Source organism: Gehongia tenuis, assembly GCF_014384795.1.
In the GTDB taxonomy this organism is placed as follows: Bacteria; Bacillota; Clostridia; order Christensenellales; family NSJ-53; genus Gehongia; species Gehongia tenuis.
The window spans coordinates 540,310-565,258 of the sequence record NZ_JACRSR010000001.1 but is presented as its reverse complement, the minus strand read 5'-3'; the positions used below and the strand labels follow the sequence as shown (position 1 = coordinate 565,258).

Annotated in this window: 26 protein-coding genes; 1 reads left to right on the top strand and 25 read right to left on the bottom strand. The window is 61.0% G+C overall.

Annotation, left to right across the window (positions count from 1 at the left end; translation table 11 throughout):
- Positions 1–127: 127 nt before the first annotated feature.
- The 5 genes from H8696_RS02840 to H8696_RS02820 all read right to left on the bottom strand — a co-directional run bounded on the left by H8696_RS02840 (position 128) and on the right by H8696_RS02820 (position 4,794).
- A complete protein-coding gene (locus tag H8696_RS02840) occupies positions 128–343 on the bottom strand; it encodes an alpha/beta-type small acid-soluble spore protein (RefSeq protein ID WP_249314751.1) in 216 nt (71 codons plus the stop codon).
- Between the two features lie 35 nt (positions 344–378).
- Positions 379–573 carry an alpha/beta-type small acid-soluble spore protein gene (locus H8696_RS02835; RefSeq protein ID WP_249314749.1) on the bottom strand — a complete coding sequence of 65 codons (195 nt, stop codon included), beginning with the start codon at positions 571–573 and terminating at the stop codon, positions 379–381.
- 122 nt (positions 574–695) lie between these two features.
- A complete protein-coding gene (recG, locus tag H8696_RS02830) occupies positions 696–2,696 on the bottom strand; it encodes an ATP-dependent DNA helicase RecG (RefSeq protein WP_249314748.1) in 2,001 nt (666 codons plus the stop codon).
- A gap of 56 nt (positions 2,697–2,752) precedes the next feature.
- Positions 2,753–4,414: a DAK2 domain-containing protein gene (locus H8696_RS02825; protein WP_249314746.1), complete on the bottom strand. Its 1,662-nt coding sequence runs from the start codon at positions 4,412–4,414 to the stop codon at positions 2,753–2,755.
- A gap of 29 nt (positions 4,415–4,443) precedes the next feature.
- A complete protein-coding gene (locus H8696_RS02820) occupies positions 4,444–4,794 on the bottom strand; it encodes an Asp23/Gls24 family envelope stress response protein (RefSeq protein ID WP_249314745.1) in 351 nt (116 codons plus the stop codon).
- A 208-nt stretch (positions 4,795–5,002) separates the two neighbouring features.
- Here H8696_RS02820 and rpmB point away from each other — a divergent pair, with 208 nt between their 5' ends.
- Entirely contained in the window at positions 5,003–5,194 is a 192-nt protein-coding gene (gene rpmB, locus H8696_RS02815) for a 50S ribosomal protein L28 (RefSeq protein WP_249314744.1), read from the top strand.
- Positions 5,195–5,329: 135 nt separating this feature from the next.
- On the opposite strand, the gene H8696_RS02810 is transcribed toward rpmB, so the two are convergent.
- The 20 genes from H8696_RS02810 to H8696_RS02710 all read right to left on the bottom strand — a co-directional run bounded on the left by H8696_RS02810 (position 5,330) and on the right by H8696_RS02710 (position 24,932).
- A complete protein-coding gene (locus tag H8696_RS02810; protein ID WP_249314743.1) occupies positions 5,330–5,482 on the bottom strand; it encodes a hypothetical protein in 153 nt (50 codons plus the stop codon).
- 79 nt (positions 5,483–5,561) lie between these two features.
- The gene (locus H8696_RS02805; RefSeq protein ID WP_249314739.1) at positions 5,562–6,194 is read right to left on the bottom strand and encodes a thiamine diphosphokinase; all 633 of its coding nucleotides are present in this window, start codon (positions 6,192–6,194) and stop codon (positions 5,562–5,564) included.
- Positions 6,191–6,835, bottom strand: a complete 645-nt coding sequence (gene rpe, locus H8696_RS02800; protein WP_249314738.1) for a ribulose-phosphate 3-epimerase — start codon at positions 6,833–6,835, stop codon at positions 6,191–6,193. Before rpe ends, H8696_RS02805 begins: the two co-directional genes overlap by 4 nt.
- Positions 6,828–7,691 (bottom strand): ribosome small subunit-dependent GTPase A, encoded by an 864-nt coding sequence (gene rsgA / locus H8696_RS02795; RefSeq protein WP_249314737.1) that lies wholly within the window; start codon positions 7,689–7,691, stop codon positions 6,828–6,830. Before rsgA ends, rpe begins: the two co-directional genes overlap by 8 nt.
- Entirely contained in the window at positions 7,688–9,670 is a 1,983-nt protein-coding gene (gene pknB / locus H8696_RS02790) for a Stk1 family PASTA domain-containing Ser/Thr kinase (RefSeq protein WP_249314736.1), read from the bottom strand. Before pknB ends, rsgA begins: the two co-directional genes overlap by 4 nt.
- Positions 9,667–10,404, bottom strand: coding sequence for a Stp1/IreP family PP2C-type Ser/Thr phosphatase (locus H8696_RS02785; protein WP_249314735.1), 738 nt, complete (start codon positions 10,402–10,404; stop codon positions 9,667–9,669). The genes pknB and H8696_RS02785 overlap by 4 nt, the downstream gene beginning before the upstream one ends.
- Entirely contained in the window at positions 10,401–11,453 is a 1,053-nt protein-coding gene (rlmN, locus tag H8696_RS02780) for a 23S rRNA (adenine(2503)-C(2))-methyltransferase RlmN (RefSeq protein ID WP_249314734.1), read from the bottom strand. The genes H8696_RS02785 and rlmN overlap by 4 nt, the downstream gene beginning before the upstream one ends.
- Positions 11,450–12,733, bottom strand: a complete 1,284-nt coding sequence (gene rsmB / locus H8696_RS02775) for a 16S rRNA (cytosine(967)-C(5))-methyltransferase RsmB (protein WP_249314733.1) — start codon at positions 12,731–12,733, stop codon at positions 11,450–11,452. The genes rlmN and rsmB overlap by 4 nt, the downstream gene beginning before the upstream one ends.
- On the bottom strand, positions 12,726–13,661 hold the full coding sequence (gene fmt / locus H8696_RS02770) for a methionyl-tRNA formyltransferase (protein ID WP_249314732.1): 936 nt from the start codon (positions 13,659–13,661) through the stop codon (positions 12,726–12,728). The genes rsmB and fmt overlap by 8 nt, the downstream gene beginning before the upstream one ends.
- The gene (def, locus tag H8696_RS02765; protein WP_249314731.1) at positions 13,661–14,140 is read right to left on the bottom strand and encodes a peptide deformylase; all 480 of its coding nucleotides are present in this window, start codon (positions 14,138–14,140) and stop codon (positions 13,661–13,663) included. The genes fmt and def overlap by 1 nt, the downstream gene beginning before the upstream one ends.
- Positions 14,141–14,161: 21 nt before the next feature.
- Positions 14,162–16,360, bottom strand: a complete 2,199-nt coding sequence (priA, locus tag H8696_RS02760) for a replication restart helicase PriA (RefSeq protein WP_330605289.1) — start codon at positions 16,358–16,360, stop codon at positions 14,162–14,164.
- Positions 16,361–16,444: 84 nt separating this feature from the next.
- Complete coding sequence (gene coaBC, locus H8696_RS02750; protein WP_249314730.1) at positions 16,445–17,659, bottom strand: bifunctional phosphopantothenoylcysteine decarboxylase/phosphopantothenate--cysteine ligase CoaBC; 1,215 nt, start codon at positions 17,657–17,659, stop codon at positions 16,445–16,447.
- A gap of 6 nt (positions 17,660–17,665) precedes the next feature.
- Positions 17,666–17,893: a DNA-directed RNA polymerase subunit omega gene (gene rpoZ, locus H8696_RS02745; protein WP_283244847.1), complete on the bottom strand. Its 228-nt coding sequence runs from the start codon at positions 17,891–17,893 to the stop codon at positions 17,666–17,668.
- Positions 17,890–18,510, bottom strand: a complete 621-nt coding sequence (gene gmk / locus H8696_RS02740; protein ID WP_249314729.1) for a guanylate kinase — start codon at positions 18,508–18,510, stop codon at positions 17,890–17,892. Before gmk ends, rpoZ begins: the two co-directional genes overlap by 4 nt.
- A complete protein-coding gene (locus tag H8696_RS02735) occupies positions 18,507–18,764 on the bottom strand; it encodes a DUF370 domain-containing protein (protein ID WP_249314728.1) in 258 nt (85 codons plus the stop codon). The genes gmk and H8696_RS02735 overlap by 4 nt, the downstream gene beginning before the upstream one ends.
- 17 nt (positions 18,765–18,781) lie before the next feature.
- Positions 18,782–19,657: a YicC/YloC family endoribonuclease gene (locus H8696_RS02730; protein ID WP_249314727.1), complete on the bottom strand. Its 876-nt coding sequence runs from the start codon at positions 19,655–19,657 to the stop codon at positions 18,782–18,784.
- A gap of 111 nt (positions 19,658–19,768) precedes the next feature.
- Complete coding sequence (gene ligA / locus H8696_RS02725; RefSeq protein WP_283244889.1) at positions 19,769–21,730, bottom strand: NAD-dependent DNA ligase LigA; 1,962 nt, start codon at positions 21,728–21,730, stop codon at positions 19,769–19,771.
- Between the two features lie 31 nt (positions 21,731–21,761).
- Complete coding sequence (gene pcrA, locus H8696_RS02720) at positions 21,762–23,924, bottom strand: DNA helicase PcrA (protein ID WP_249314726.1); 2,163 nt, start codon at positions 23,922–23,924, stop codon at positions 21,762–21,764.
- Between the two features lie 9 nt (positions 23,925–23,933).
- Positions 23,934–24,236, bottom strand: a complete 303-nt coding sequence (locus H8696_RS02715; protein WP_249314725.1) for a YerC/YecD family TrpR-related protein — start codon at positions 24,234–24,236, stop codon at positions 23,934–23,936.
- 84 nt (positions 24,237–24,320) lie between these two features.
- A complete protein-coding gene (locus H8696_RS02710; protein WP_249314724.1) occupies positions 24,321–24,932 on the bottom strand; it encodes a single-stranded DNA-binding protein in 612 nt (203 codons plus the stop codon).
- Between the last annotated feature and the right edge of the window lie 17 nt (positions 24,933–24,949).

Here is a 24,949-nt window from a genome sequence, read left to right as displayed (position 1 = left end):
AACAAAAAGCCTTGTCAACCAAAAAAACAACCCTGGTCATTTCTCCAAAAGCGATGTTTTTTCAAAATGCCCAAGGCTGTCTTGTTTATATTGGAAAGCAGTACGCAAAAGAATGGTACAACCTAACTTATTTGCCCATCATGGAGCGCTCCTGCTGCTCGATCATCCGCTTGACCATGTAGCCACCCACATAGCCGTTCTCGCGGCTGGTCAGATCACCATTGTAACCCTGCTTCAGGTTCACGCCCAGCTCGTTGGCGATCTCAAACTTCATGTTGTTCATCGCCTGCTTCGCCTCGGGCACCGTCAAACGGTTCTGACGTCCGGAATTGTTGCTAGCCATTGTTGTTTCACCTCCTTATCCCGATAGAGATGGAATTACTTGTTCGCGTTCTGATAGTCTTCGATCATGCGGCGCACCATTTCGCCACCCACGCTGCCGTTCTGCTTGGAGGTCAGGTCACCCTTGTAACCGTTGTACTGAAGACCCATCTCCTGAGCGATTTCGTACTTCATCTTGTCCAAAGCCTGCTTGGCCTCGGGAACCACAACTCTGTTATTGCTGCTAGCCATGTTGTTTTTCACCTCCTTTTCGATGCAAGAATACTTTGTCCAAAGCGAAATGCTTTTACGCTGGTAATTTCAAACATAAAAAAACGCGGCGAAAAAAATTTTTCACCGCGTTTTTCCTCAATCTAATGGACCGCCCAGCTTCCCAGCCCATCGAAGGAAAACAGGCTGTGCTCCGGGATAGCGTAGGCCAGCTCGGGCCGGGTGCGAAGGAGTTCCACCGCAAGATCCCGGGCCCTTTCCACATCGGAGAGGCCAAGGCCGAAACCCGCCGTCTTAAAGCTCATCATGCCGCTCTGCCTTCCGCCCATCATCTCTCCCGGGCCCCGCATCCTTAGATCCTCCCGGGCGATTTCAAAACCGTCCTGGGTGCGGGCCAGCACGTCCAGCCGGGCACTGCCCTCCTGTTCGAGCAAAAAACAGTAGGAGGCCTCCCCGCCCCGGCCCACCCGGCCGCGAAGCTGGTGGAGCTGGGCAAGCCCGAACCGCTCGGCGTTTTCGATGACCATGACGGTGGCATTGGGCACGTTCACCCCCACCTCCACCACGGTGGTGGACACCAGCACCTGCACCTCATTTTTGCGGAAGCGTTCGATGACCGCCTCCTTCTCGCCGGACTTCATCCTTCCGTGGAGATAGGCGATGGAAACGCCCTTCATGGCCCTTTTCAGTTCCTGGTAGACGCTCTCGGCGGAGCGCACGTCCAGGTCCTCCGAATCCTCCACCAGCGGGCAGACCACATAGGCCTGCCCGCCCGTCTTTGCCCGCCGATAGATGAAATCGTACAGATCCCGCCGCCGCGCCTCCCGCACCCGTTTCGTCTCGATGGGCTTGCGGCCCGGCGGCAGCTCGTCCACCGCCGACACGTCCAAATCCCCGTAAAGGATGAGGGACAGGCTTCTTGGGATGGGCGTTGCGGACATGACGAGGACATGGGGCGCCGCGCCCTTGTCCACCAGCACCTGGCGCTGCTGGGCGCCGAAGCGGTGCTGTTCGTCGGTGACCACGAGGCCGAGGTTTCGGAAGCGCACCGAGCCCTGAATCAGCGCATGGGTGCCGATCACCACATCCCATGCTCCAAGCTCCGTCCGCTCCCGGCCGTCCCGCTTTTCACGCTCCTTTTGGCTGCCCAGAATGAGGCCCACCCGCACCCCAAAGGGACGAAAGAACTTCTGGGCCTCCGCAAAGTGCTGGCGGGCCAGAATCTCCGTGGGCGCCATCAGCGCTCCCTGCACGCCGTTCTTTGCCGCCGTGAGAAGGCTCAAAAAGGCGAGCACCGTCTTGCCCGAACCCACGTCCCCCTGAACCAGCCGGGCCATGGGATGGGGCCTTGACAAATCGTCAAGGATTTCCCCGAGCACCCGCTTTTGAGCGCCGGTGAGTTCATAGGGCAGGGCCGCAAGCGCCTCCTTCAGTTCCGGCGGCGCGGAAAGGACCTGGCCGGGCGTTCGCTCCCGCTCCACCCGGCGGCGCTGCACGGTTAGCTGGAAGGAGAGCATCTCCTCCACCATCAGCCGCTGCTCCGCCGCCGCCAGCCTCTCCCGGCTGGCGGGGCAATGCACCTCCAAAATGGCGTCGGCCAGTTCCATGAGTCCCCCCTTTTCCCGCACCTCGGGGGGCAGCATGTCCCGCACGTCAAGAAACTTCAGCGCCTGGGCTGCGGCATCCCGCACCACCTTCTGATGGAGCCCCTGCACCCTGGGATAGACGGGAAGCGGACGCTGCACCTCCCCCTCCACGTACAGCCGGTGGGCGGGGTTTTGCATCTGTCCTCCGAACTCCCGCGCCACCCTGCCCCGGAAGGCGTGGAACTCCCCCTCGTGGAAGGCCTGAGCCACATAGGGCTGGTTGTAATAGACGCAGGAAATCCGGCCCGTGCCGTCGTCGATTTTGAAGCGGGTGACGGAGAAATTTCTTCGCACATAGCTGGTCCTGGGCTCGTCCACCACCCGGGCCCGGAGGGTATATACGCCGCTCTCCCGGATGGCCGCAATGGCGGTGAAGTCATCAAAGACCTCGTAATCCCGGGGAAAGAGGGTCCAAAGATCGCGCACCTCCCGCACCCCCAGCCGTTCCAGCTGCTCCGCTCTTTTCGGGCCCACACCCTTCAGCGCTGTCAGTTCCAATTCGATCCTCCCAAAAAAGAAAAATGCCAGAAAAGCTCTGGCATTTCACAAATCGCTTATTCCACGGAAAAGATGTACTCATACAGCGGCTGGCCGCCGTCATGGATTTCCAGATCGCAATCGGGAAAGGCCGCTTCGATGGACCTCGCCAGTCGATCCTTCTGCTCGGGCGTGACGCCCTCTCCGGCGTAGACGGTGATGAACTCCTCATCCTCGTTGTTCACCATGCTGTGCAGAAGGGCCATGGAGATGTCCTGGGAATCCTGCCCCACGTGCTGAATGTCGCCGTCCAGAAGGCCCAGCACATCGCCGTCGTGAATCTTGGTCCCGTTGAGGCTGGTATCCCGAACGGCCCGGGTGATCTGGCCGGTTTTCACCTTGTCGTAGGCCTGCATCATCCGCTCGGTGTTTTCCGCAACCGAAAGCTCGGGATGGAAGGCCAAGATGGCCGCAATGCCCTGGGGAATGGATTTGGTGGGAATGACGATGATCTTCCTGCCCTCCACCATTTCCTGAGCCTGCTCCGCCGCAAGAACGATGTTCTTGTTGTCCGGGAAGACGAACACGTTCCTCGCGTTCACGCTCTCCACCGCCGCGGCGATGTCCGCGGTGCTGGGATTCATGCTCTGGCCGCCGGAGACGATGCCGTCCACCATCAGCCCGCGGAAGATTTCCGAAAGGCCCTCGCCGCTCACCACCGCCACCATGCCCATTTCCTTCATGGGCTCGGCGGGCGCCGGGGCGGGGACCAGATCCTCAAAGATTTCCCGGTGCTGCTCCCGCATGTTATCAATTTTGATGCCGGACAGCTCGCCCAGCTTCAAAGCTTCCTGCAGGATATTGCCCGGCTCGTTGCTGTGGACATGCACCTTCAGCATGGAAAGATCGCCCACCACCACCTGGGAGTCGCCAATCTTCTTCAAATATTTCTTGAACTTTTCAACGTCCTTGTCCGAGACGCCTTCCTGGATATTTTTAATGAAGAATTCGGTGCAGTAACCGAACTTGATGTCCGCCGTTTCCGGCTGCTGGGCCGTGACGCTGTCCGGCAGAGCCGCCGCCGTTTGGGGCAGCGGAATCATCTCCGGCAGGGGTTTGCCCTCGATAGCGACCTGAAAGCCCTTGAAAATCCAGATAAGACCCACGCCGCCGGCGTCCACCACGCCCGCTTCCTTCAAAACGGGAAGCATATCCGGCGTTTTTTTCAGGGTCTCCTCCGCCTTGGCGATAAGCCGCTTCATCACCATCATGGGAGAGGCGGTCTTGACCTTCTTTACGTATTTCTCCACTTCCTCGGCGGATACACGGGCCACGGTGAGAATGGTGCCCTCCTTGGGCTTCATGACCGCCTTGTAGGCCATCTTGACGCCGCTGGAGAAGGCCTTCGCGAGCACCGTGCCGTCCGCCGCATCCACGCTCCCGACCACCTGGGCAAAGCCCCGGAAGATCTGGGACAAAATAACGCCTGAGTTGCCCCTGGCGCCCTTCAAAGCGCCCTTCGAGAGGGCTTTCGCCACTTCCTCCAGGCTGTCCGACTGGACCCGGCTGACCTCCTCGTAAGCCGAACGCACGGTCTGAGACATGTTCGTCCCGGTGTCGCCATCGGGCACAGGAAACACATTGAGCGCATCCACGTTGGCCTTTTGCTGCTCCAGATAGCCCGCGGCAGCTTCCGCCATCCGTTTTAGTGTGCCCGCATCAATAACCTCGTTAGCCAAAACCTTTCCTCCCATAAACCTTGGATCTTTTATAGACGGATTCCCTCGACGGTCACATTCACGGCTTCCACCGTAAGGCCCGTCGTCTTTTCCACGGTGTATTTGACGGTATCCACCACGTTGGAAGCTACGGTCGCAATGGTCGTGCCGTATTCCATGATGACGTACAGATCGATCACCACGGCGCTTTCCTTCGTGGTCACCTTCACGCCCCTGGACAGATTTTCCCGGCCCAGCAGTTCCACAATACCGTCGGTCGCCCTCTTCGAGGCCATACCCACAATACCGTAGCATTCCACCGTGGCCATTCCGGCCAGCATGGCCACCACATCGTCGTTGATTTGGATCGTGCCCAGCGTATTGACAATCTTACCCGGCATGAAGACTCCTCCTTTCAACCTCCGCAATTCTCTTTATTCTATCTCATTTTGGTATGAGAAGCAATAAGAATTGCGTAAAATTAGCACAAACGGCCTGAGTTTTCAAATTTTTTGGTCCTGGGTGGTTGCCAAACCCAGTCCGCGATGGTAGAATTATATTTGCTTTGAGTTTGAATTATGCGGTAGGTTGCAAAAGGAGGTGCTCGAGATGGCCAAATACTGCGCAATTTGTCATAAAGGCGTAGTTTCCGGTAACAACGTCAGCCATTCCCACAAGAAAACCCGCAGGGTCTGGGCTCCCAATGTCCAGAAGGTGCGGATCATTCTGAATGGCGCTCCCAAGACCGCTTATGTATGCACGCGGTGCCTGCGGTCCGGCAAGGTGGAACGCAACGTTTAATTTCGGAAAACAAAAAAACGTGGTGCACACCACGTTTTTTTCGTATGTCCTTATTTTCCGAACAGCTTTTTTAAAATGCCTCTCATGAACCAAGGCGCACGCACACAATAGATTTTCACCCTTCATCTCTCCCTTCTAACACTTGACCAGGGCCGCGCCCACCAAGATGAGAGCGCCGCCGATGAGAACGGCCCAAATCCAGCCGGGGATGGCGAGAATGAGGACCAGCGCCCCGATCCCAATGAGCACGAAACCCGCGATTTTGTTGGCACTGCGGCATCTGGCCATGGCTGAATCCCTCCCGTTCCTTATCCTAGTTCATTATACGCAATAGAAAAAGGATGGTTCCAAAACCATCCTTTTATTTTTATTCCCGCACCAAAAACACAGCCAGGTGCCCCGATTCGATCTCCACCTCCGCCGGCAGGCCGGTGATCACATTGCTCACCCCGTAAGGATATTCCGGCGGCAGCGTTCCCTCCATAATAGGATAGAACAGGCCCCGGGTCTCCTTGACCCTCACCGGGCCGTCCAGAGGCAGCAGGGACACCGTTTGGCCCGGCTCGCCGGGAAGCCTCGCGATGCCCGGCCCCGCCGCGAACACCCGGTTGTGCCCGTCCAGAAGCTCCGCCTTCACGCCTTTTTTCAGCATGCGCAGCAGGAGAAACACATTGGCCAGCGTGTGGTCGAGACGGCTGCCGATGGCGCCCAGAATCGTGAGCTCGCCATAGCCCTCCTTTGCGCACCAGTCGGCGGCGTACAGGGTGTCGGTGTCGTCCTTCTCCCGGGGCAGCTCCATGAAGGTGACGCCGGGCATCCGGTATGCCTCCGGATCCTCCAGGGAATCCATGTCCCCAAGAATCACATCCGGCCGAAGCCCCGCCCTCCGCGCATAAAGGGCGCCCCGGTCGCAGCACACGACAAGGTCCGCGCCCTCCGCCTCCCGAAGCAGCAGCTCCGAAGGCGGCGCGTCTCCCCCGGTCACGATGAGCGCTCTCATCCCCTGAGCTCCCGGATGGCCTTGGGCCGGTCCGGCGCGCCGAACACGGCGCTGCCCGCCACCAGGATGTCCGCTCCGGCCCGCTTCAGCTGATCCGCATTCCCCGCGGTCACGCCGCCGTCCACCTCGATCAGCGTGGAAAGGCCCCGCGTCTCGATCATGGCCTTCAGCCGCTCCACCCTCTCCAGGGCCTTCGGGATAAAGGACTGGCCGCCAAAGCCCGGATTGACGCTCATCAGGAGCACCATATCCAGCTCCTCCAGGATGTCCTCCACCATGGCGAGGGGCGTCGCCGGATTGAGGGCCACGCCCGCCTTCGCGCCTCCCTCCCGGATGGCGGTCACCACCCGGTGCAGATGGGGCGTGCCCTCCTCATGGACCGTCACATAGTCCGCGCCCGCCCGGATAAAAAGGGGCACCAGCCAGCCCGGGTCCTCCACCATCAGGTGCACATCCAGCGGCAGCCGGGTATGGGGCCGGATGGCCGAAACCATGGGCGGCCCAAAGGTCAGGTTGGGCACAAAATGCCCGTCCATCACGTCCACATGGATGAGGTCGGCGCCCGCCCTCTCCATTTCCCGAACCGCATCCCCCATGGCGGCAAAGTCCGCCGAAAGAATGGACGGTGCAATTTTAACCATAGCGATTCCTCCACATCTCACCGATTTCGCTTAAAAGCTTGCGGTAGCGCATCAGCCGGGCCTTCGAGATCTCCCCCGCTTCGGCGGCGGCCGCCACCGCGCAGTCCGGTTCCCTGCCGTGGTTGCATCCAAGGAACCGGCATTCCCCCTCATAGGGGGCAAACTCGGGATAAAATTCCTTGAGCCGCTCCGGCTCCATAGCCTCCAAAGACAGCAGGGAAAAGCCCGGCGTGTCCGCCACATAAAAGCCCTCCGGGCTGTACAAAAGCTCCGCCTTGCGGGTGGTGTGCCGGCCCCGGCCCAGTTTCTCATTCACCCGGCCGGTTTCCAGCTCCGCGCCCGTCAGAAGCTGGTTCAAAATGGACGATTTGCCCACCCCCGACTGGCCCGCAAGAAAGGACACCTTGCCCTTCAGCTGCTCCTTGAGGGCCCCAAGGCCCTCGCCGGTCTTGGCGGAAGTGCGGAACACGGGGTACCCGGCCAGCGCATAATCCCTGCCGTCCGCCGCGCCCTCGTCGCATTTGTTGATGCACACCGCAAGCTCGATGCCCAGCATCTCGCCCATCACCAGCAGCTTGTCCGCAAGCTCGTAATCCGGCGGCGGATTCCCGGCGGAGATCACCACCACCGCCTGATCCACATTGGCCACCGGCGGGCGCACCATGGCGTTTTTCCGGGGCAGAATCTTCACGATAAAGCCCATCTCCCCGTCGGGCTCCAGCTCCACCCGGTCCCCCACCATGGGTTTCATGCCCATCTTGCGGAACCGGCCCCCGGCCTTGCAGGTGATGGCGCCGCCATCCGCCTTACGGACCTCGTAGAAGCCGCCGACGCCCCGCACAATGATGCCGGTCAAGTGGCAGGCACCTGTCCGCCGGCGGAGAAATCCACGTCCCGTCGCGTCAGCTCCTGGCCGTTGACATAGACGATCAGCGTCTGGGCGTCGGGATAGGCGCTGGTGAGGACCAGGGGCAGACTGTAGTCGCCGGCGTCCTTGACCTCGTCCATGATGGTCTTGCGCTGGCCGCTCTTATCCACAAGCTCCACCAAAATGGTGCTGCCGTCGTCCACCACCGTCAGGTCCACGTTGGCCTCCACCTGGTAGAAAAACTCCGGCGCCTTGGTCACCCAAAGCTGGATGGCCGTGGACACGTCCACGGTGGAGTTCATGGACGGATCCTGGCGCAGCACTTCGCCCGCCGCCGTCTCGCTGACCTCCTCCACCACTTCAACATTGGAGAAGCCTTCATTTAAAAGGCGCTGTCTTGCCTCGTCCACCTTCATGCCCACCACATCGGGCACGGGCTTAACCACGGTGCTGGGCTCCACGCACACCCAGATGTCCACCGTGTCCCCGGCCAGGGCCTCCGTGCCCGGATCGGGGGACTGGCGCAGAATGGAGCCCACGGTCTTGCCCTCCGCCTCCTCCTGGTGCACCTGCCCCACCTGAAGCTGGGATTTTTGCAGTTCCTGGGCGGCCAGTTCAAAGTTGGTGTTCACCAGGGTGGGCACGATCACCCGCTCCCGGCCCAGGCTGACCACCAGCTTCACGGTGCTGCCCTTCTTCACGGAGCTTGCGCCCAGCGGATTTTGGGAGACCACCCTGTCCTTTTCCACGTTCACGTCGTATTCATAGGCCACTTCCACCGTGAAATCGCCTTCAAGGGTCTCACGGGCTTCGGCCTCCGTCTTGCCCACCACGTTGGTAACCATGACCGGACGGTTCTTGATGCTGTTGTTGTAAAAACCCCGGCCCGCCATGAACAGGCCCCCGGCCACCACCAAAAGGGCCAGCACGCCCAGAAGAATCTTGAGCACCTGCCAGGCCGATTTGGCCCGTTTCGGCTCCTCCTGGGGCGGCTCCGGCTTGGTTCTGGCCTCGGTCTTCTTCGGCGGCGGCGCCTTTCGCTTTGCCGGCTCCCTCGCCTTTTCGCCGGTGATCTCCTTCACCTTGTCGGCGGGGATATAGAAGGTTTCCGCGCCGGGCTTGAAATGGGTCACAAAGGAGCCGTTCGGCTCGGACAGGCAGCGTATAAGGTCCTGCTCCATCTCTCTCGCCGAGTCGTAACGAAGGCCGGTCTCCTTCTCCATGGCCTTCAGGATAATCTCCTCAAGAGCCCTTGGCACCAGCGGATTGATGTGGCTTGGGGGCACCGGCTTCTCCTGAATATGCTTGATGGCCACCGTCACCGGGGTGTCCCCCTCAAAAGGCACCTTGCCGGTGACCGCCTCATAGAGCACCACGCCCAGGGAATAGAGGTCGCTCTTCTCGTCGGTGAAGCCGCCCCTGGCCTGCTCCGGCGAGGAATAATGCACCGAACCCATGATATTGGAGCCGGCAATGGTCACCGTGGAGGAGGTTGCACCCTTGGCGATGCCAAAATCCGCCACCTTCACCGTGCCGTCCACGGAAACGAGGATGTTTTGAGGCTTGATGTCCCGATGGATCACCCGATGGGCATGGGCGTAGTCCAGCGCCCGGCAGATCTGAATACCGATATGGATGGCGGCCTCCACGTTGAGAGCGCCGTTTCTGCGGATGGAGTCCTTCAGGGTCTCCCCCTCCACGTACTCCATCACGATGAAGTAGACGCCGTTCTCCTCGCCCACATCGATGGTGTCCACGATGCTCGGATGCTTGAGTCCGGACACGGCATGGGCCTCCCGCTTAAAGCGGGCCACAAACTCCTCATCCTCCAAAAATTCCGGCTTCAGGGCCTTGATGGCCACCACCCGGTCGTCCCGGAGCCGCCGTGCCTTGTAGACGTTGGCCATGCCGCCTCCGCCCACCTTTTCCATGATCTCATATTTATTGGCGAGCACTGTGCCGATCATAGCCCATCACCCCCTTCGTTGAGGGCCGCAACGGCGGTGATGTTGTCATGGCCGCCGGCCTCGATGGCCCGCTCCACCAGGGTCTTGACCCAGGCGTCCAAAGAGGGCTGACGGCCGAGCTCCGCAAGAATCTCCGTCTCGTCCACCTCGTTGACCAGGCCGTCCGAACAGATGAACAGGACATCGCCCCGCTGCCATTTTCCCTCATATAGATCCATATCCACCCTGAATTCCACGCCCACCGCCCGGGTGATGAGGCTGCGCTGGGGATGATTTCTGCGGGCGGCCTCATCCAGATCCACCGTGGAAGATATCTCCTCCACCAGCGTGTGGTCCCGGGTGATCTGGCGCATTTCACCGCCCGAAATGAGGTACGCCCGGCTGTCGCCCACATGGCCTACGGCGTAGCGCTCCTCGTCCATGAGGGCGAGGGTCAGCGTGGTGCCCATGCCCTGGCAGTTCTCGTCCAGGGATGCACGGCGGAAGATCTCGCCGTTTGCCTTCTCCACCGCCCGGCGAAGACGGGTCTCCATGGAGCCCCTGCGGCAGTCCTCCAAATATTCAGTTGTGGCCGATACGGCCATGGCGCTAGCAACCTCACCCGCCCGGTGTCCCCCCATACCGTCGGCCACCATCATCACATAGTAGCCATCCAACCTTTTCGTGGACACGTAATAGGAGTCCTGATTGCTCTTCCTGACAGCGCCTCGATGGCTCGAAGCCGCAAAGATCACGTGCGCTCCCCCTCGTTTTTCATTTTGCTTCGCCTCAGCTGCCCGCAGGCGCCCGCGATATCGGCGCCCATGGTGCGGCGCCGGGTTGCGGAGATGCCCTGGGCTTCCAAGGTCTCGAGAAAAATTCTGACCCCTTCCGGCGACGGGCCGGCAAGGCCGATGTCGCTCACCTCATTGAGCGGAATCACGTTGACGTGGCACTGGAATCCCCGAAGGAGGCGGGCAAGCTTCAAGGCCGCCTCCCGTCCGTCGTTGATCCCCTTCACCAAAGCATATTCGAAGATAAAGCGGCGGCCGGTCCGCTCCACATACTTCCGGCACACCGCCATCAGTTCCGTCAGCGGATAGGCCTTCGCCGCCGGTATCAGCCTTTGCCGGGTCTCGTCATCCGGACCGTGGAGGGACACGCACAGGGTGACGGGCAGCTCTTCCCCGAGAAAGTCCTCCATCCGCGGGGTCAGCCCGCAGGTGGACAGGGAAATGTTCCGGTAGCTCACGCCCAGAATATCCGGATCGTGCACCCGCCTTAGAAAGCGCACCACGTTGTCATAGTTGTCCAGCGGCTCGCCGCTGCCCATGAGCACAATGTTGGTGACGCCCCGGCGGTCCCCTCCGCCCTTGTCGGCATTGACGGCAAGGACCTCGCCCAGCATCTCGTCCGCCTCGAGGTTTCTCACGCACCCCTCCAGCGTGGACGCACAAAAGGCACACCCCATCCTGCAGCCCACCTGGGTGGAGATGCACAGGGTGTTACCGTAATGATAGGGCATGTAGACGCCTTCTATTATATTATGATCCTCCAGCAAAAACAAATATTTTGTGGTTCCGTCGATCTCGGAGACCCTTTTTTCCAAAATCTTCACGCCGCCTCTGCGGAAATGTTCCGAAAGGGCGGTCCGAAAGGTTTTGGGCAGCACGGCCATCCCTTCAAAATCCACGTCCCGGCTCAGCCATTCCCGAAGCTGCTTCGCCCGGTAAGCCGGCTGACCCAGCTCCTTTACCGCCCACTGAAGTTCGGGCAGCGTCATATCCAGCATGGCCTTTTTCATGAACGCCTCCTCATCCGGGCAATAAAGAATCCCTCCGTGCCCTCAAGGTCCGGTCGCAGCTCCACAAAGCCCCGCTTTGCCGCTTCCTCCATGCGCTCCGGAAAATACGGCGAAAGATCGTCCAGCTCAAATTCAGGACGCTCGGCAAGAAAGGCGCGGACCACGCCGTCATTCTCCTGTTCCGAGAGCGTACAGGTGGAATAGACCAGCGTTCCGCCGGCTTTAACATAGTGCCCGCAGGCAGTGAGAATGGACAGTTGGAGGTCCGCCAGCGCCGTCAGATCGTCTGGCACCAGGCGCCACTTGATATCCGGCTTTTGGGCCAGCGTACCCAGCCCGGAACAGGGCGCGTCCACCAGCACCCGGTCAAAGGCCTGTTCCCATTCGGGACGGTACAGGGCGGCATCGCCCGTAAAGCATGCCACCCTCGGCGTGTTTCGGGCGGCCAGCCGCACCTCCATCATGTTTTTGCGGTTTTCATGGAGCTCAAGAGCGGTCACTTCGCCGCCCGCTTCGGCCATGATCACCGTCTTGCCGCCGGGCGCCGCACAGGCGTCCAGCACCCGCTCTCCTGGCTGCACATCCATGGCGAGGGCCGCCATCTGGGCGCCTTCGCCCATGATCAGCCGGGCCGCGTCCAGCGCGCTCCGGCCCCGGAGATAAAAGGCGTAGGGCGATACCCGGCCCCGCACATATTCGAGGCCGTGCTTCTCGGCAAATTCCATGAATTCCACCTGGTCCCAGGCGCACACACAGATGCCCCTGGGCTTGGCCAGGCTCTCCGCAAGGGAAAGCGCCCCGGCCACGCCATAGCGCTTGAGCCACATCTTCGCCACGAATTCGGGGATGCTCCAATAGATGGTCAGATACCCCAGTGGGTCCTCGGGATAGGCGATAGCATCGAGGCCGCGCACCAGATTGCGCAAGACCCCGTTCATGAATCCTCCGTAGGAGTTCTTGCGCAGCTCCCGACACAGCTCCACCGTGGAATCCACCGCCGCCCGGTGAGGCAGGCGCATCAGCATGATCTGGCACGCGCCCATGCGCATCAGCGTCCGGGCGTCCCCCTTGACCCGCTTGCCCACAAGATAAGGCGCAAGAGCATAATCCAGCCTGGCCCGATGGGTGAGTACGAGATGAATGAGCTGAGTGGCGAAGGCCCGGTCCCGGGCGTTCAGCCGGTCCCGTTCCAGCTGCTCCTTGAGGGCGAGATGGAGATAGCTTCCCTCCTCCAGCACCCGATAGAGCACCCGGTAGACCGTCATTCTCGCCCTATCCATGGCAACCCAGCACCTCTCCCGGCCGGATGGCATGGCCGAGAAGATAGGCCTCCGCCGCCATCCGCTTGCCGGAAAGGCCCTGCACTTCAACAAGCTTCAGGCATCCTTCGCCGGCGCCTACAATAAGGCCCTCCTTGGGGGAGGCGGCGATCACCCGGCCCGGTTCGCCCTTTCCCGGCAGCGCCTCCGCCCGCCAAATCTTGAGGGGCTGTCCTTCAAAGTAGGTGTAGCAGCCCGGCCAGGGGTTCATGCCCCGAATGCGGTTTTTCAGGACCGCGGCGGAAAGGGAAAAATCCAGTTCGCCCATCTCCTTATTCAGCATGGGCGCCAGAGTGGCTTTTGTCCCGTCCTGGGCCGCGGCGGGAGCTCGTCCATGCTCAAAAAGCTTTAGCCCTTCCAGAAGCGTCTGGGCGCCGAGGGGCGCCAAACGGTCAAACAGCTCGCCCGCCGTCTCGTCCGGCCCAATCTCGAGGTGCTTTTGCAGGATCATGTCCCCGGTGTCCACGCCCACATCCATGTACATAAGGGTGATGCCCGTCTCCTTTTCCCCGTTCATCACCGCCCACTGAATGGGCGCCGCGCCCCGATAGGCGGGCAGGAGCGATCCGTGGACGTTGATGCAGCCAAGGGGCGGGATCTCCAGAATGCTCTTCGATAAAATCTGTCCAAAGGCCGCCGTAACCACCAAATCCGGCGCAAGATATGTAAGGGCTTCCACGCCTTCAGGACGCCGAATCCGTTCAAATTGGTATACAGGAATCCCCAGCTCCTCCGCCAGCACCTTCACCGGCGGCTTCTGCAGCTTTTTGCCCCGGCCCTTCGGCCGGTCGGGCTGGCAGAACACCCCTGCAATCTCATAGCCTCCCTCGGCCATGGCCCGGAGGGATGGCACCGCAAAATCGGGCGTACCCATGAACACGATACGCATTATTCCTCTTCCTCTTCTTCCCAATCGTCGTCCTCCGTCAGCTCCCGGGTCATCACGTCCCGCATGAGTCTGCCCTTCAAATGATCGATCTCATGGCAGAACACCGTGGCCAGACGGCCCTCCCCCTCCAGTTCGATGGGGTCTCCGTTCCGGTCCTGGGCCCGCACCTTCACCCTGTAGGGCCGGGGTACTATGCCGTACAGACCCGGAATGGATAAGCAGCCCTCAGGCAGCTCCTGCTGTCCCTCCTCGTACACAATCTCGGGGTTGACTAGTTCGATGATACCCTCCCAGTCGATGACGATCACCTGGCGGAGCACGCCCACCTGGGGCGCCGCCAGGCCCACGCCGTCCTTCTCCCGCATGGTCTCCGCCATGTCATCGAGGAGAGTCCACAGCCGTTCGTCGAAACGCTCCTGTTTCCGTGAAATTTTGCGAAGGGTCTCATCCCCTTCGGTGATGATGTTGCGAATAGCCACCGAATCACTCCTTTCTCTTTATTATAACATTGAAACCGGGTCCACTTCCATCACGGAAAACTCTTCTGCAGCCCGGTTTTGTTCATAGATATGGTATAAATCCTCCAAAATATCCCCTTTGAGAGGAAGTGCCAGCTTCAGGAGCACTTCGTAACGATATTTTTCTTTGATCCGCTCTCGGGGGCAGGGCCGTGCCGTCAGCAGCAGGGGCCTGTCATGGGTCTCAAAGTAGCCGTCGAAGGCCGCCTTCAGCGTCTCGGTATGCCGGGCCAACGCCGCGCCGTCCGTGCCGGTATAGACGAAGCGCACGAACATCCCAAAGGGCGGATACTGGCCCAGCTCCCGCTGTCCGATCTCCCGGCCATAGAAACCCAGGTAATCGTGATTCTTTGCATAGCGCACGCTTGGATGGCCCGGCTGATAGCTCTGCACCACCACCGAACCCTTTCGCTCCCCCCGGCCGGACCGGCCCGCCACCTGGGTGAGAATCTGAAAGGTGCGCTCGCTGCTCCGGAAATCCGGGTAGAACAGCGTGGCGTCGGCGGCGACCACACCCACCAGCGTGACCCTGGGGAAGTCCAGACCCTTGGCCACCATCTGGGTGCCGATAAGAACGTCCGCTTCCCCCTTCTCAAAGGCGGAGAGAATCTTGAGATGCCCCTCCTTGCCCGCCGTGGTGTCCGCATCCATGCGGAGAATGCGGGTGTCGGGAAAGAGCTTATGAACCTCCTCTTCGACTTTTTGCGTACCGCTGCCAAAATGGCGGATGTAAGGGCTTCCACATTCCGGGCATGTCTTGGGAAGCTCGGCCTCGTAGCCGCAGTAATGACATTTCAGCTTCCGCTCGGACATGTGATAGGTGAGGGACACGTCACAGTGCTCGCACTGCATCACATGCCCGCACTCCCGGCAGGAAACGAAGGTGAAGTAGCCCCGGCGGTTCAAAAAAAGGATGGCCTGCTCCTTCCGGTCCAGGCAGCCCTTGAGCCGCCGGTAAAGGGTGCGGCTGAAGATGGAGCGGTTGCCTCCCAGGAGTTCCTGGCACATGTCCACCACCGTCACCTCGGGCAGTTCGCCCATGGCCCGGCTTTCCAGGGTGAGGAGCCGGTATTTTCCCGACTCCGCCCCGTGGAAGCGGACAATGCTGGGGGTGGCGCTGCCCATGACCAGCACGGCGCCCGCCATGGCGCAGCGCGCCTCCGCCACCTCCACCGCATCGTAGCGTACCTGGGTCTCCGAACGGTAGCTGAGCTCGTGTTCCTCGTCCACCACGATGAGGCCCAGCCGCTCCGCCGGCGCAAACACGGCCGACCGGGCGCCGATCACCACCCGGGCCTCCCCGGCGCGGATGCGCTGCCACTCATCGTAGCGCTCGCCCACCGAAAGGCGGCTGTGAAGCACCGCACAGAGGGGGCCGAAACGCCGGGTGAACCGCTGCACCATCTGGGGGGTGAGGGAGATCTCCGGCACCAGCACGATGGCGGACCTGCCCAGTTTCAGCGTCTCGGCAATGGACTCAAAGTAGACCTCCGTCTTTCCGCTGCCCGTGATGCCGCGGATGAGGAAGGGCGCTCCCGGCTCCCCGCGAAGGGCCGCCCCGATTTGATCCGCCGCCGCCCGCTGGGCGGGCAAAAGCTCCAGCGCCTCGCTGCCATCCCCCATTAAACTTTGATAGGGCATACGCCGTATAGGCTTGTTCTCGAAGGCTAGTAAGCCCTTACTTGAAAGCGCTCTTGCTGCCGAGTTTGCCGAGGCGTGCATTTCGGCGAGAGCGGCCAGGGTCTTATCCCCCTCCGCCAGCGTCTTCAGGATGGCCGCCTGCACCGGCGCCCGCCGCGAGAGACGCTCCGCCTCGGCGAGGGCCGTCTCCCGGGAAACCGCCAGCCGCGCCATACGCACCGTCTTTTCCCGCACCCGGCCGCCCCGCATCTGGGCCGGAATCATGAGCCTCAGAGCATCCACCAGCCGGCAATGGTACTTTTTCTGCATCCAGCGGGCCAGATCGATCATCTCCGGCAGCAGCGCCGGCGTCTCATCCAGCACCGCCGCGATGTCCCGCACCTTGCTCTTGTCAAGCTCCGTGGTCTCGGAGAGGGCGATCACATAGCCCTCGATCTCCCGGGGCCCGAAGGGCACCCGCACCCGCCAGCCCGGCTCCTGCATAGCGGAGGGAACGCGGTAGTCGAACACCCGGTCCACCGAGGCGCTCGCGATATCCACGATGACCTTTGCGTAAGCCGTCTTTGACCCCTCCCTAATAAAATTGCCGTTTCAGGGACGTGTCCTTGAAAACGGCAAATGCGTTCATCCGTTCTTTCGCCGGTGCACCGCCAGCGCCTCATCCAGCACCCGGTCGGCCACCGCCTTCTTATCCATCAGGGGCAGCTCCACCCCATCGCCTTCCCCGTCGATCAGGGTCACGATGTTGGTATCGGTGCCAAAGCCCGCGCCCGCCCGGGTCACATCGTTGGCCACGATGAAATCCAGGTGCTTGCTCAAGACCTTGGCCCGGGCGTTCGTGAAAAGACTGCCCGTTTCCGCCGCGAAGCCCACCAGCACCTGGCCGGGCTTTTTCATCTCGCCCAGGGTCTTCGCGATGTCCGGGTTCTTCACCAGCTCCAGAACGAAATCGTCCCTGTCCGCTTCCTTCTTGATCTTCTCGGTCCTCGGATATTTCGCCCGGAAGTCCGCCGGCGCGGCCGCCTTGATGGTGATATCCGCCTCGGGAAAGGCCGTCCTGGCCGCCTGCAGCATCTCCTCTGTCGTGGTCACGGGAACCACCGTCACCCCGCTGGGCGGCGCGATTTCCACCGGGCCGGTGATGAGCGTCACCGACGCGCCCCGCGCCTTCGCCCGCTCCGCCAAAGCATAGCCCATCTTGCCGGAGGAATGGTTCCCGATAAAGCGCACCGGATCGATGGCCTCCCGGGTGGGCCCCGCGGTGACCAGCACCTTCAGCCCCTCAAGGTCCCTTCTTGGTTCCAGCAGGTCCATGGCCGCCTCGTAAATCTCCTCCACCGGGGCCAGCTTGCCCCGGCCCACGTCCCCGCAGGCCAGGCGTCCCACGGCGGGTTCCACAAAATGGACACCCAGCCCTTTGAGATCCGCAAAGTTGCGCTGGGTGACCGGGTTCTCCCACATGTTCACATTCATGGCCGGCGCCACAAGCACCGGCGCTTTTGTTGCCAGCACGGTGGTGGTCAGCATATCATCGGCGATTCCCGCCGCCATCTTGGCCATGAAGTTGGCCGTGGCGGGCGCGATCAAAAAAAGATCCGCCCTTTGAGCCAGGCTGATGTGCTCGATGTCCCGATGGCTGGGCCGCTCAAACATATCCACCACCCACTCATGGCGGGTGAGGCTCTCAAAAACCATAGGCGATACGAATTTTGCAGCATTCTCCGTCAAAATACCGTAGACCTCCACCCCCGCCTTCACCAAAAGGGAGGTGAGTTCGCAGGCCTTATAGGCCGCGATGCCGCCGGTCACGCCCAAAACCACCGTTTTTGCCATGTTCATTCCACCTTATTTGATGCCGTCCCGCACCCTTTGATAGGTCACTTTGCCCTCGTAGATCTCCTCCACGGCCTGGGAGACCGCTTTCACCTCATGCTTTTGCGGGGCGTCCTCGAATTCCTCGGCCCGTTCCTCCTGGTCCACCAGTTGGCGGGCGCGCTTGGCCGTCTCCACCACCAGGGTGTAGCGGCAGTCCACCATGTCCATCAGTTCCGTCAGCGGCGGGTGATTGATCATTGATCCATCGCTCCTTCAAGAATATTTTGTGTGAGCTCCGGCCGGCGCCAGCAAGCCAGCTTCTCCGCCCGAATGATGGCGGCGAGGGCTTCCACCGACCCATTGATATCGTCGTTCACAATGCAGTACCCATAGCGGGGAATCTGGGCGATCTCCTGCCTGGCCCATTCCAGCCGGGTCTCGATGTTGTCCCGGGTACCGGTATCGGCAAAGCGGATGCGCCGTTCCAGCTCCGTCATGGACGGCGGCGCGAGGAACACGGTCACGGCCTCGGGAAAGGCCTTCTTGACGTTCATTCCCCCCTGAACGTCGATCTCCAGCAGCACGTCCCGACCCGCGTCCAGCTGCTCCTCCACGAAGGCCCGTGGGGTGCCATAGTACTGATCGTAAACTTGAGCATATTCCAAAAAGCCCTTTTTGTCAACGAGGGCCAGGAATTCCTCCCTGGTCTTAAAAAAGTAGTGCACCCCGTCCTGTTCCGTCTCCCGGGGGCGCCGGGTGGTGGCGGATATGGACAGGCGGATGTTCGGGTCCCTTTCCAGGATGCCCTTCATCACCGTGCCCTTGCCGGCGCCGGACGGGCCGGACACCACGATCAAAAGTCCCTTCACGCTCATTCCCCCTCCTCCTCGGCGGCGTTGACCCGGTTTTGGATGGTGCTGGGATGGGAGGTGCTAAGAACGATATGCCCGCTGTCCATCATCATCACGGCACGGGTCTTGCGGCCCACGGTGGCATCGATCAGCATACCCCGCTCCCTGGCCTCCTGAACCAGCCGTTTCACCGGCGCCGATTCCGGCCCCACCACCGCCACCATCCGGCCGGCGGAAATCATGTTGCCAAATCCGATATTGATCAGCTTTACGTCCATGGACCCTCCTTATGGTCTTATTCGATGTTCTGCACCTGTTCGCGCAGCTTTTCGATCTCGCTTTTGCCCTCCACGGCCTGGGCGGTCACGTCCTTGTTCGACGCCTTGGAGGCGATGGTGTTCATCTCCCGGTTCATTTCCTGCACGATGAAATCAAGCTTCCGGCCCACCGGCTGCTCCTCCAAGAGCATGTCCCGGAACTGCTCGATATGGCTTCGGAGCCGGGCCAGTTCCTCGTCGATGGCGCACCGGTCGGCAAAGAAGGCCACCTCGTTCACCAGCCGCGCCTCGTCCAGCGGCACTTCCTTTAAAAGCTCCTCCATCCTCTGGCGCAGGCGGTCGCGGTATTCGGTGACCACGCCCGGCGCCAGCGCCGCGGTTTTCCCCACGATTTCTTCCAGCAGCTCCGCGTGGGCGAGAAGATCGTTCTTCATCCGCTCCCCTTCCGCGCCCCGCATGGCGATGAGCTCCGTCAAAGCTTTGCCCAGCGCTTCCATCAGGAGCGCCTTCACCGCCTCCTGGTCCTCCTCCCGTTCGCTCAGCGTGAGCACGTCGGGCTGGGCGATGAGATGGGACAGGGCGATATCGGACGAAAGGCCGCTCACTTCGGCGGCCTTGTCGAAGGCCCTTTTGTAGGCGGAGGCCAGCGCCTCGTTCAAGGTCACGTCCCGGGCGTCCTCCCGGGTATTTTTATATTGCAGGTAGACGTCCACATGGCCTCGGGACAGGGCGCCCTGCAGCTTTGTTCGGATGGTATCCTCCAAAAAGCCCAGACTTCGGTACAGCCGGATGTTGATGTCGAGGAATCGGTGGTTGACGCTCTTGAGTTCCACGGTGATCTCCCGGCCATCCGCCGCGGCGCTGGCCCGGCCGTATCCGGTCATGCTCTGCATGGGAAGTCCCCCCTTAGCGATTTTATCATTAACAATTTATTATAGCATAATGCCATCCATTTTCCTAGTCCAAATGACAGCCGCCCCCGGAAGGCAGGGCTTTTCGCCGTCCTATTCCCGGTTCGGAAGATGCCTGAGGAAGGTCTCCTCGTCCCACACCTCGATGCCGAGCTTCTCCGCCTTGGCCAGCTTGCTGCCCGCCTTCTCCCCGGCGATCACAAGGTCCACGTTCTTCGACACCGAGGAGGCCGTCTCGCCCCCCAGGCTCTCGATCAGTTCCTCAGCCTCGCCCCGCGTGAAGCGTTCGAGGCTCCCGGTCAGCACCACCTTCCTGCCGGCGAAGGGGCCCACAGCCTCCGCCCTTTCATAGAAGGGCGTAACCCCCGCTTCCAGCATACGGCGGATGCTGGAGCGGATGTTCTCCTCGCCAAAGAAATCCCGAATGCTCTCCGCCACCACCGGTCCCACGCCCTCCACGGCTGCCAGAGTCTCGGCGTCCGCCTCCATGAGGGCCTCCAGGCTTTCAAACCGCTCCGCCAGGTCCCGCGCCGTCTTGCGGCCCACGTTCGGAATGCCAAGGGCATAGACGAAACGCTCGAGAGGAATGTTCCGGCTCCCCGCAATGGCGAGGATCAGGTTGTCCGCCCGCTTGTCCTTGAACCCCTCCAGCTGCAATAGGTCCTCCCGTTTGAGGCCGTAGAGTTCGCTGATGTCCGTCATCTGGAGCTCATCCACGAAAAGCTCCGCCGTCTTCTCGCTGAAGGTTTCAATGTCCATGGCGTCCCGGCTGGCGAAATGGGCGAGCCGCGCCACCAGCTGGGGACGGCAGTTCAGCGAATTGATGCAGAAAAGATTCGCGCCCTTTTCCATCACCGGGCTGTGGCAGTAGGGGCAGTGGGTGGGCGTTTCAATGGGCCGGACCTCGCCCTCGTCCTCCCCGGCGGGTCCCAGGATCTCCGGGATCACGTCGTTGCTGCGCCGCACAAACATGCGGCGTCCCACGGCCGCCCTCTTGCGCAGAATGTCCCCGGCGTTGTTCAGGGTCGCCCGCTTCACCGTCACCCCGCCGATGTCCACCGGTTCAAGATGGGCGAGGGGCGTGAGCTTGCCCGTGCGGCCCACCTCCCAGGTCACATCAACGATGGTGGTGGTGGCCTCCTCCGCTTCAAACTTAAAGGCCATGGCCCAGCGGGGAAACCGATGGGTGTAGCCAAGGCGCCCCTGAAGGGGAATGCTGTCCACCTTCAGCACCACGCCGTCGATGAGAAAATCAAGAGCGGGCCGGGCTTCCCGCACCTCCTCAAAGACATCGTAGGCCTCCTCCAGGGTGTGCAGCACCTTGAAGTAGGGGGAGGTGGGCAGGCGGTTCTCCCGGATAAAGTCCATCATCTCCCGCTGGGTTTCAAAGCTCCTCCCCTCGATGTAGCCCACGCTGTAGAAGAAGGCGCTGAGATGCCGGCTGGCGGTCACCTTGGGATCGAGGTTGCGGAGGGCGCCCGCCGCGCCGTTCCGGGCGTTCTTCAGGGGCTCGGCGGCGGCCCTGTTGTACGCTTCCAGCTGGGACAGCCGCATGATGCCCTCCCCCTGCACCTCCATGCGCCCCTTGAAGGGGATGGTGAGGGGAATGGAGCGGATGGTTTTGACCTGTTCCAGAATGGTCTCGCCCACCACGCCGTTGCCCCGGGTGGCGGCGTTCACCAGCTCTCCATTGTCATAAGTGAGGTTGATGGTGAGCCCATCCAGCTTGTATTCCGCCGTGTATGCGATCTCCCCGGCGTCCGGCGCCAGCCGCCGGATGCGTTCCTCCCACGCGGCGATCTCCTCGAAGGTCTTGGACTTATCCATGCTGTAGAGGGCCGCCAGATGGCGGTGGGGCACGAAGTTTGTGAGCGGTTCTCCGCCCACCCGCAGGGTGGGCGACGCGGGCAGTACCTCGCCCGTTTCCTCCTCCAGCCTTTTGAGCTCATCAAAGAGCTTATCGTATTCCCCGTCGCTCACCGCGGGGTCGTCCAGCACATAATAGCGATAGGCAAAGTCGTTCAGCTGCTCCACCAGCTCGGCCATCCGTTTCATGGCATTCACGATTCAAACACCTCGGCAAAATTTATTGGACCGGCTTCATGGGCGCCAGGGAAGCCATCAGTTTCTTCACGCCCTGCCCTTCAAAGGCCACCGTGACCAGGGCTTCCTCGCCATGGCCGGTGATGGCGATCACCGTGCCCCGCCCGAACTTTTGATGCTCCACCTTCATGCCCATGGCGTACACCGCGTCGTTCTTCGGCTTCTTCATGAAGCTCGGGGTGAAGGCGGGCATCCTGTCCGTTTTCACTTTGGCGGGCTGGCTGCGGACCAGTCTGCCCTCGATGAGCTCCCCCGGGATTTCCGCGAGGAAGCGGGAGGGCGGATTGTACTGGGTCATGCCCATGAGCATCCGCTGCTGGGCGCAGGTGAGATAGAGCTGGTCCTCGGCACGGGTGACGCCCACATAACAAAGTCGCCGCTCCTCCTCCATCTGATCATCGTCGGTCATCGCCCGGCTCATGGGGAAGATGCCCTCCTCCATGCCGGCGATGAACACCACCGGGAACTCCAGCCCCTTGGCGCTGTGCAGGGTCAGAAGGGATACGGCCTGAGGTACTTCCTCCAGCCCATCGATATCGCTCACCAGGGCCACGTTCTCCAAAAAGCTCTCCAGCGTGGCCGTCTCGTCTGATTTCTCAAACTCCTGCACCGCGCCCAAAAGCTCCTTCAGATTTTCCAGCCGGGTCTGCGCCTCATCGGAAGGGTCCTTCTCGTATTGTGCCCAAAGCCCGGTCTTTTGCAGCATGGTCTCCACAAATTCGGAGAGGGGAAGCTGTTCCTTGTCCATCAAAAGGGCGGTGATGAGCTCAGCGAACTCCCCCACCTTCTGTTTGGCCCGGGCGGGAAGGCCGGTTTCCCCGTCGATGTCCACAACCACCCCGAACAGCGTCTCCGCCTGCTCCTCAGCCATCGCCGCGAGCTGGGCCACGGTGCTTTGACCGATGCCCCGCTTGGGCTCGTTGATGATGCGAGTGAGACTGATCTCGTCGGCGGGATTGACCACCGCCCGAAGGTAGGCGAGGGCGTCCTTGACCTCCTTGCGTTCGTAGAACCTTGTGCCGCCGTAGATGCGGTAGGGGATGCCAAAGCGCATCAGCATCTCCTCCAGCACGCGGGACTGGGCGTTCATGCGGTAGAGCACCGCCATCCCGCCATAGGTGCAGGCTTTCTCCCGGGAGAGCCGGGCGATCTCCGAGGCGATGTACTCCGCCTCGTCGTGCTCGTTGTCGCCCCGGTAGAAACGGAGCTTCTGTCCCTCGCCCCGGTCCGTCCAAAGCTTCTTCTCCTTGCGGCGGGCATTGTGCTGGATGATATGGTTGGCCGCATCCAGAATCTTCTGGGTGGAGCGGTAGTTCTGCTCGAGGCGGATGGTCACCGCTTCCGGAAAATCCTTGTTGAAGCCGAGAATGTTCTTGATGTCCGCGCCCCGCCAGCCGTAGATGCTCTGGTCATCGTCGCCCACCACACAGAGGTTCCTGTACCTCGCCGCCAGGAGTTTGACCAGCATGTACTGCACCGGGTTGGTGTCCTGGTACTCGTCCACCAATATGTAGCGAAAGCGTTCCTGATAGTAGCTTAAAACATCGGGGTAAGCGGAAAAGACCTCCAGGGTTTTCACCAGAAGGTCGTCAAAATCAAGGGCGTTGCTCTCCTTGAGCCGCTTCTCGTACACCCGGTACACTCGCTGGATCTTCTCCCTTCGGAAATCCCGCTCGAAGTGGTCAAAGAACTCGTCCGGGCCCACCAGGTTGTTCTTGGCCTCGGAAATCTTTGACCTCACCTCCCGGGGCGTGATGTCCCGGCCGATGTCCAGATCCTTCATGATAGCGGTCACCAGCCGGGTCTGGTCGTCGCTGTCGTAGATGGTGAAGCTCCGCTCATAGCCGATCTGGTGGATTTCCCGGCGGAGAATGCGCACGCACACCGAGTGGAAGGTACCCGCCCACACCTTTTCCCCATCGCCGGGCACCAGCGCCTCGATCCTGGTTTTCATCTCCCGGGCCGCCTTGTTGGTGAAGGTGATGGCAAGGATCTGGTAGGGGCTCACCCCCTCCTCCATGAGATGGGCGATCCGGTAGGTGAGGACCCGGGTCTTGCCCGACCCCGCGCCGGCAATAATCAAAAGCGGCCCATTCATCTGGAGCACCGCTTGTCTTTGTGGTTCATTCAATTGCGTTAATTCCATGGGTTCCCCCTACTGTTTTTTCTTCCCGTCCAGACGGTCCAGCACCCGAAGATAGCCGTCCGCGCCGTACAGCAGCGAACGGTTCACCCGGCTGATGGTGGCCGTGCTGGCCCCGGTCTTGTCGGCGATCTCCTGGTAGATGACCTTCTCCCGAAGCATCTTGGCCACCTCCAGCCGCTGGGCCAGGGAATGCAGCTCGTGGACCGTGCAGAGGTCCTCAAAAAAGCGATAGCAGTCCTCCATATCCTGAAGTTTGAGCACCGCCTCAAACAGGCTCGTCAGCTCTTCGCTTTTAAGCTTTGATTCATACATGGCTTTCCCTCCCGCGCCTTTCGTATGTTCTCATTTTATCATAGAAAAGCGCAAAAGAATAGAAAAAAAGCCTTTCGGCTTTTTTTAGAGTTCATTCTCCTCCAGGAGCTGCAGATAGGATACGGACACTTCATAGGCGGTGCGCTCCACCACCCGGTCCTCCAGCACCTTTTGATAGACGCGGCTTTGCAGCCTGCCCTCAAGATGGATATGCTCCCCCACCTTGAGACCGCCGGCAAACCGGGCGTTTCGGCCCCAGGCGATGGAAGGAATATAATCGCTCTTGTTTCCAAGGCGGTTCACCGCGAGAAGAAGATCGGAGATCTCCCGGTTCAGCGGGGTCATGCGATAGACAGGAGGTTTACATAAAGTTCCCGTCAGCTCCACCTGATTCACCGCCGTGCCTCCCGGCTCCAAAAAATCCCGCACGAACACGGTGATGATGAGGCGGCTCACGCCCTTGAGGATCTTGTTGTAGGAGCGGACCTGGCCGGACACGCCCATTTCCCTGCCCGGGGAAAGATCCACGCCTTCCATCATGCGCTCGGACACGGTGAGCGGCAGGAGGTCCACCTGGCCGGACAGGCGCGGGACCTCCATCCTCAATTCATAGAACCCCTCGCCATAGACCCGGTGGCTGAAAGCTGGCGTTTCGACCAAGGTCCCCTGCAAAACGATACTGTTTCTCTCGTACATTTCGTCCCCTCCACACC

Bases quoted from the DNA above. Each gene is read 5' to 3' on its own strand.
- pcrA (WP_249314726.1), bottom strand. From the start codon at position 23,924: ATGGAATTAACGCAATTGAATGAACCACAAAGACAAGCGGTGCTCCAG.
- H8696_RS02735 (WP_249314728.1), bottom strand. From the start codon at position 18,764: ATGGACGTAAAGCTGATCAATATCGGATTTGGCAACATGATTTCCGCC.
- H8696_RS02840 (WP_249314751.1), bottom strand. From the start codon at position 343: ATGGCTAGCAACAATTCCGGACGTCAGAACCGTTTGACGGTGCCCGAG.
- H8696_RS02820 (WP_249314745.1), bottom strand. From the start codon at position 4,794: ATGCCGGGTAAGATTGTCAATACGCTGGGCACGATCCAAATCAACGAC.
- H8696_RS02710 (WP_249314724.1), bottom strand. From the start codon at position 24,932: ATGTACGAGAGAAACAGTATCGTTTTGCAGGGGACCTTGGTCGAAACG.
- H8696_RS02810 (WP_249314743.1), bottom strand. From the start codon at position 5,482: ATGGCCAGATGCCGCAGTGCCAACAAAATCGCGGGTTTCGTGCTCATT.
- H8696_RS02805 (WP_249314739.1), bottom strand. From the start codon at position 6,194: ATGAGAGCGCTCATCGTGACCGGGGGAGACGCGCCGCCTTCGGAGCTG.
- ligA (WP_283244889.1), bottom strand. From the start codon at position 21,730: ATGAAACGGATGGCCGAGCTGGTGGAGCAGCTGAACGACTTTGCCTAT.
- gmk (WP_249314729.1), bottom strand. From the start codon at position 18,510: ATGAGCGTGAAGGGACTTTTGATCGTGGTGTCCGGCCCGTCCGGCGCC.
- rpe (WP_249314738.1), bottom strand. From the start codon at position 6,835: ATGGTTAAAATTGCACCGTCCATTCTTTCGGCGGACTTTGCCGCCATG.
- rpoZ (WP_283244847.1), bottom strand. From the start codon at position 17,893: ATGATCAATCACCCGCCGCTGACGGAACTGATGGACATGGTGGACTGC.
- H8696_RS02715 (WP_249314725.1), bottom strand. From the start codon at position 24,236: ATGTATGAATCAAAGCTTAAAAGCGAAGAGCTGACGAGCCTGTTTGAG.
- coaBC (WP_249314730.1), bottom strand. From the start codon at position 17,659: ATGAACATGGCAAAAACGGTGGTTTTGGGCGTGACCGGCGGCATCGCG.
- fmt (WP_249314732.1), bottom strand. From the start codon at position 13,661: ATGCGTATCGTGTTCATGGGTACGCCCGATTTTGCGGTGCCATCCCTC.
- H8696_RS02835 (WP_249314749.1), bottom strand. From the start codon at position 573: ATGGCTAGCAGCAATAACAGAGTTGTGGTTCCCGAGGCCAAGCAGGCT.
- rlmN (WP_249314734.1), bottom strand. From the start codon at position 11,453: ATGAAAAAGGCCATGCTGGATATGACGCTGCCCGAACTTCAGTGGGCG.
- H8696_RS02730 (WP_249314727.1), bottom strand. From the start codon at position 19,657: ATGCAGAGCATGACCGGATACGGCCGGGCCAGCGCCGCGGCGGATGGC.
- pknB (WP_249314736.1), bottom strand. From the start codon at position 9,670: ATGATCGGCACAGTGCTCGCCAATAAATATGAGATCATGGAAAAGGTG.
- rsmB (WP_249314733.1), bottom strand. From the start codon at position 12,733: ATGGATAGGGCGAGAATGACGGTCTACCGGGTGCTCTATCGGGTGCTG.
- rpmB (WP_249314744.1), top strand. From the start codon at position 5,003: ATGGCCAAATACTGCGCAATTTGTCATAAAGGCGTAGTTTCCGGTAAC.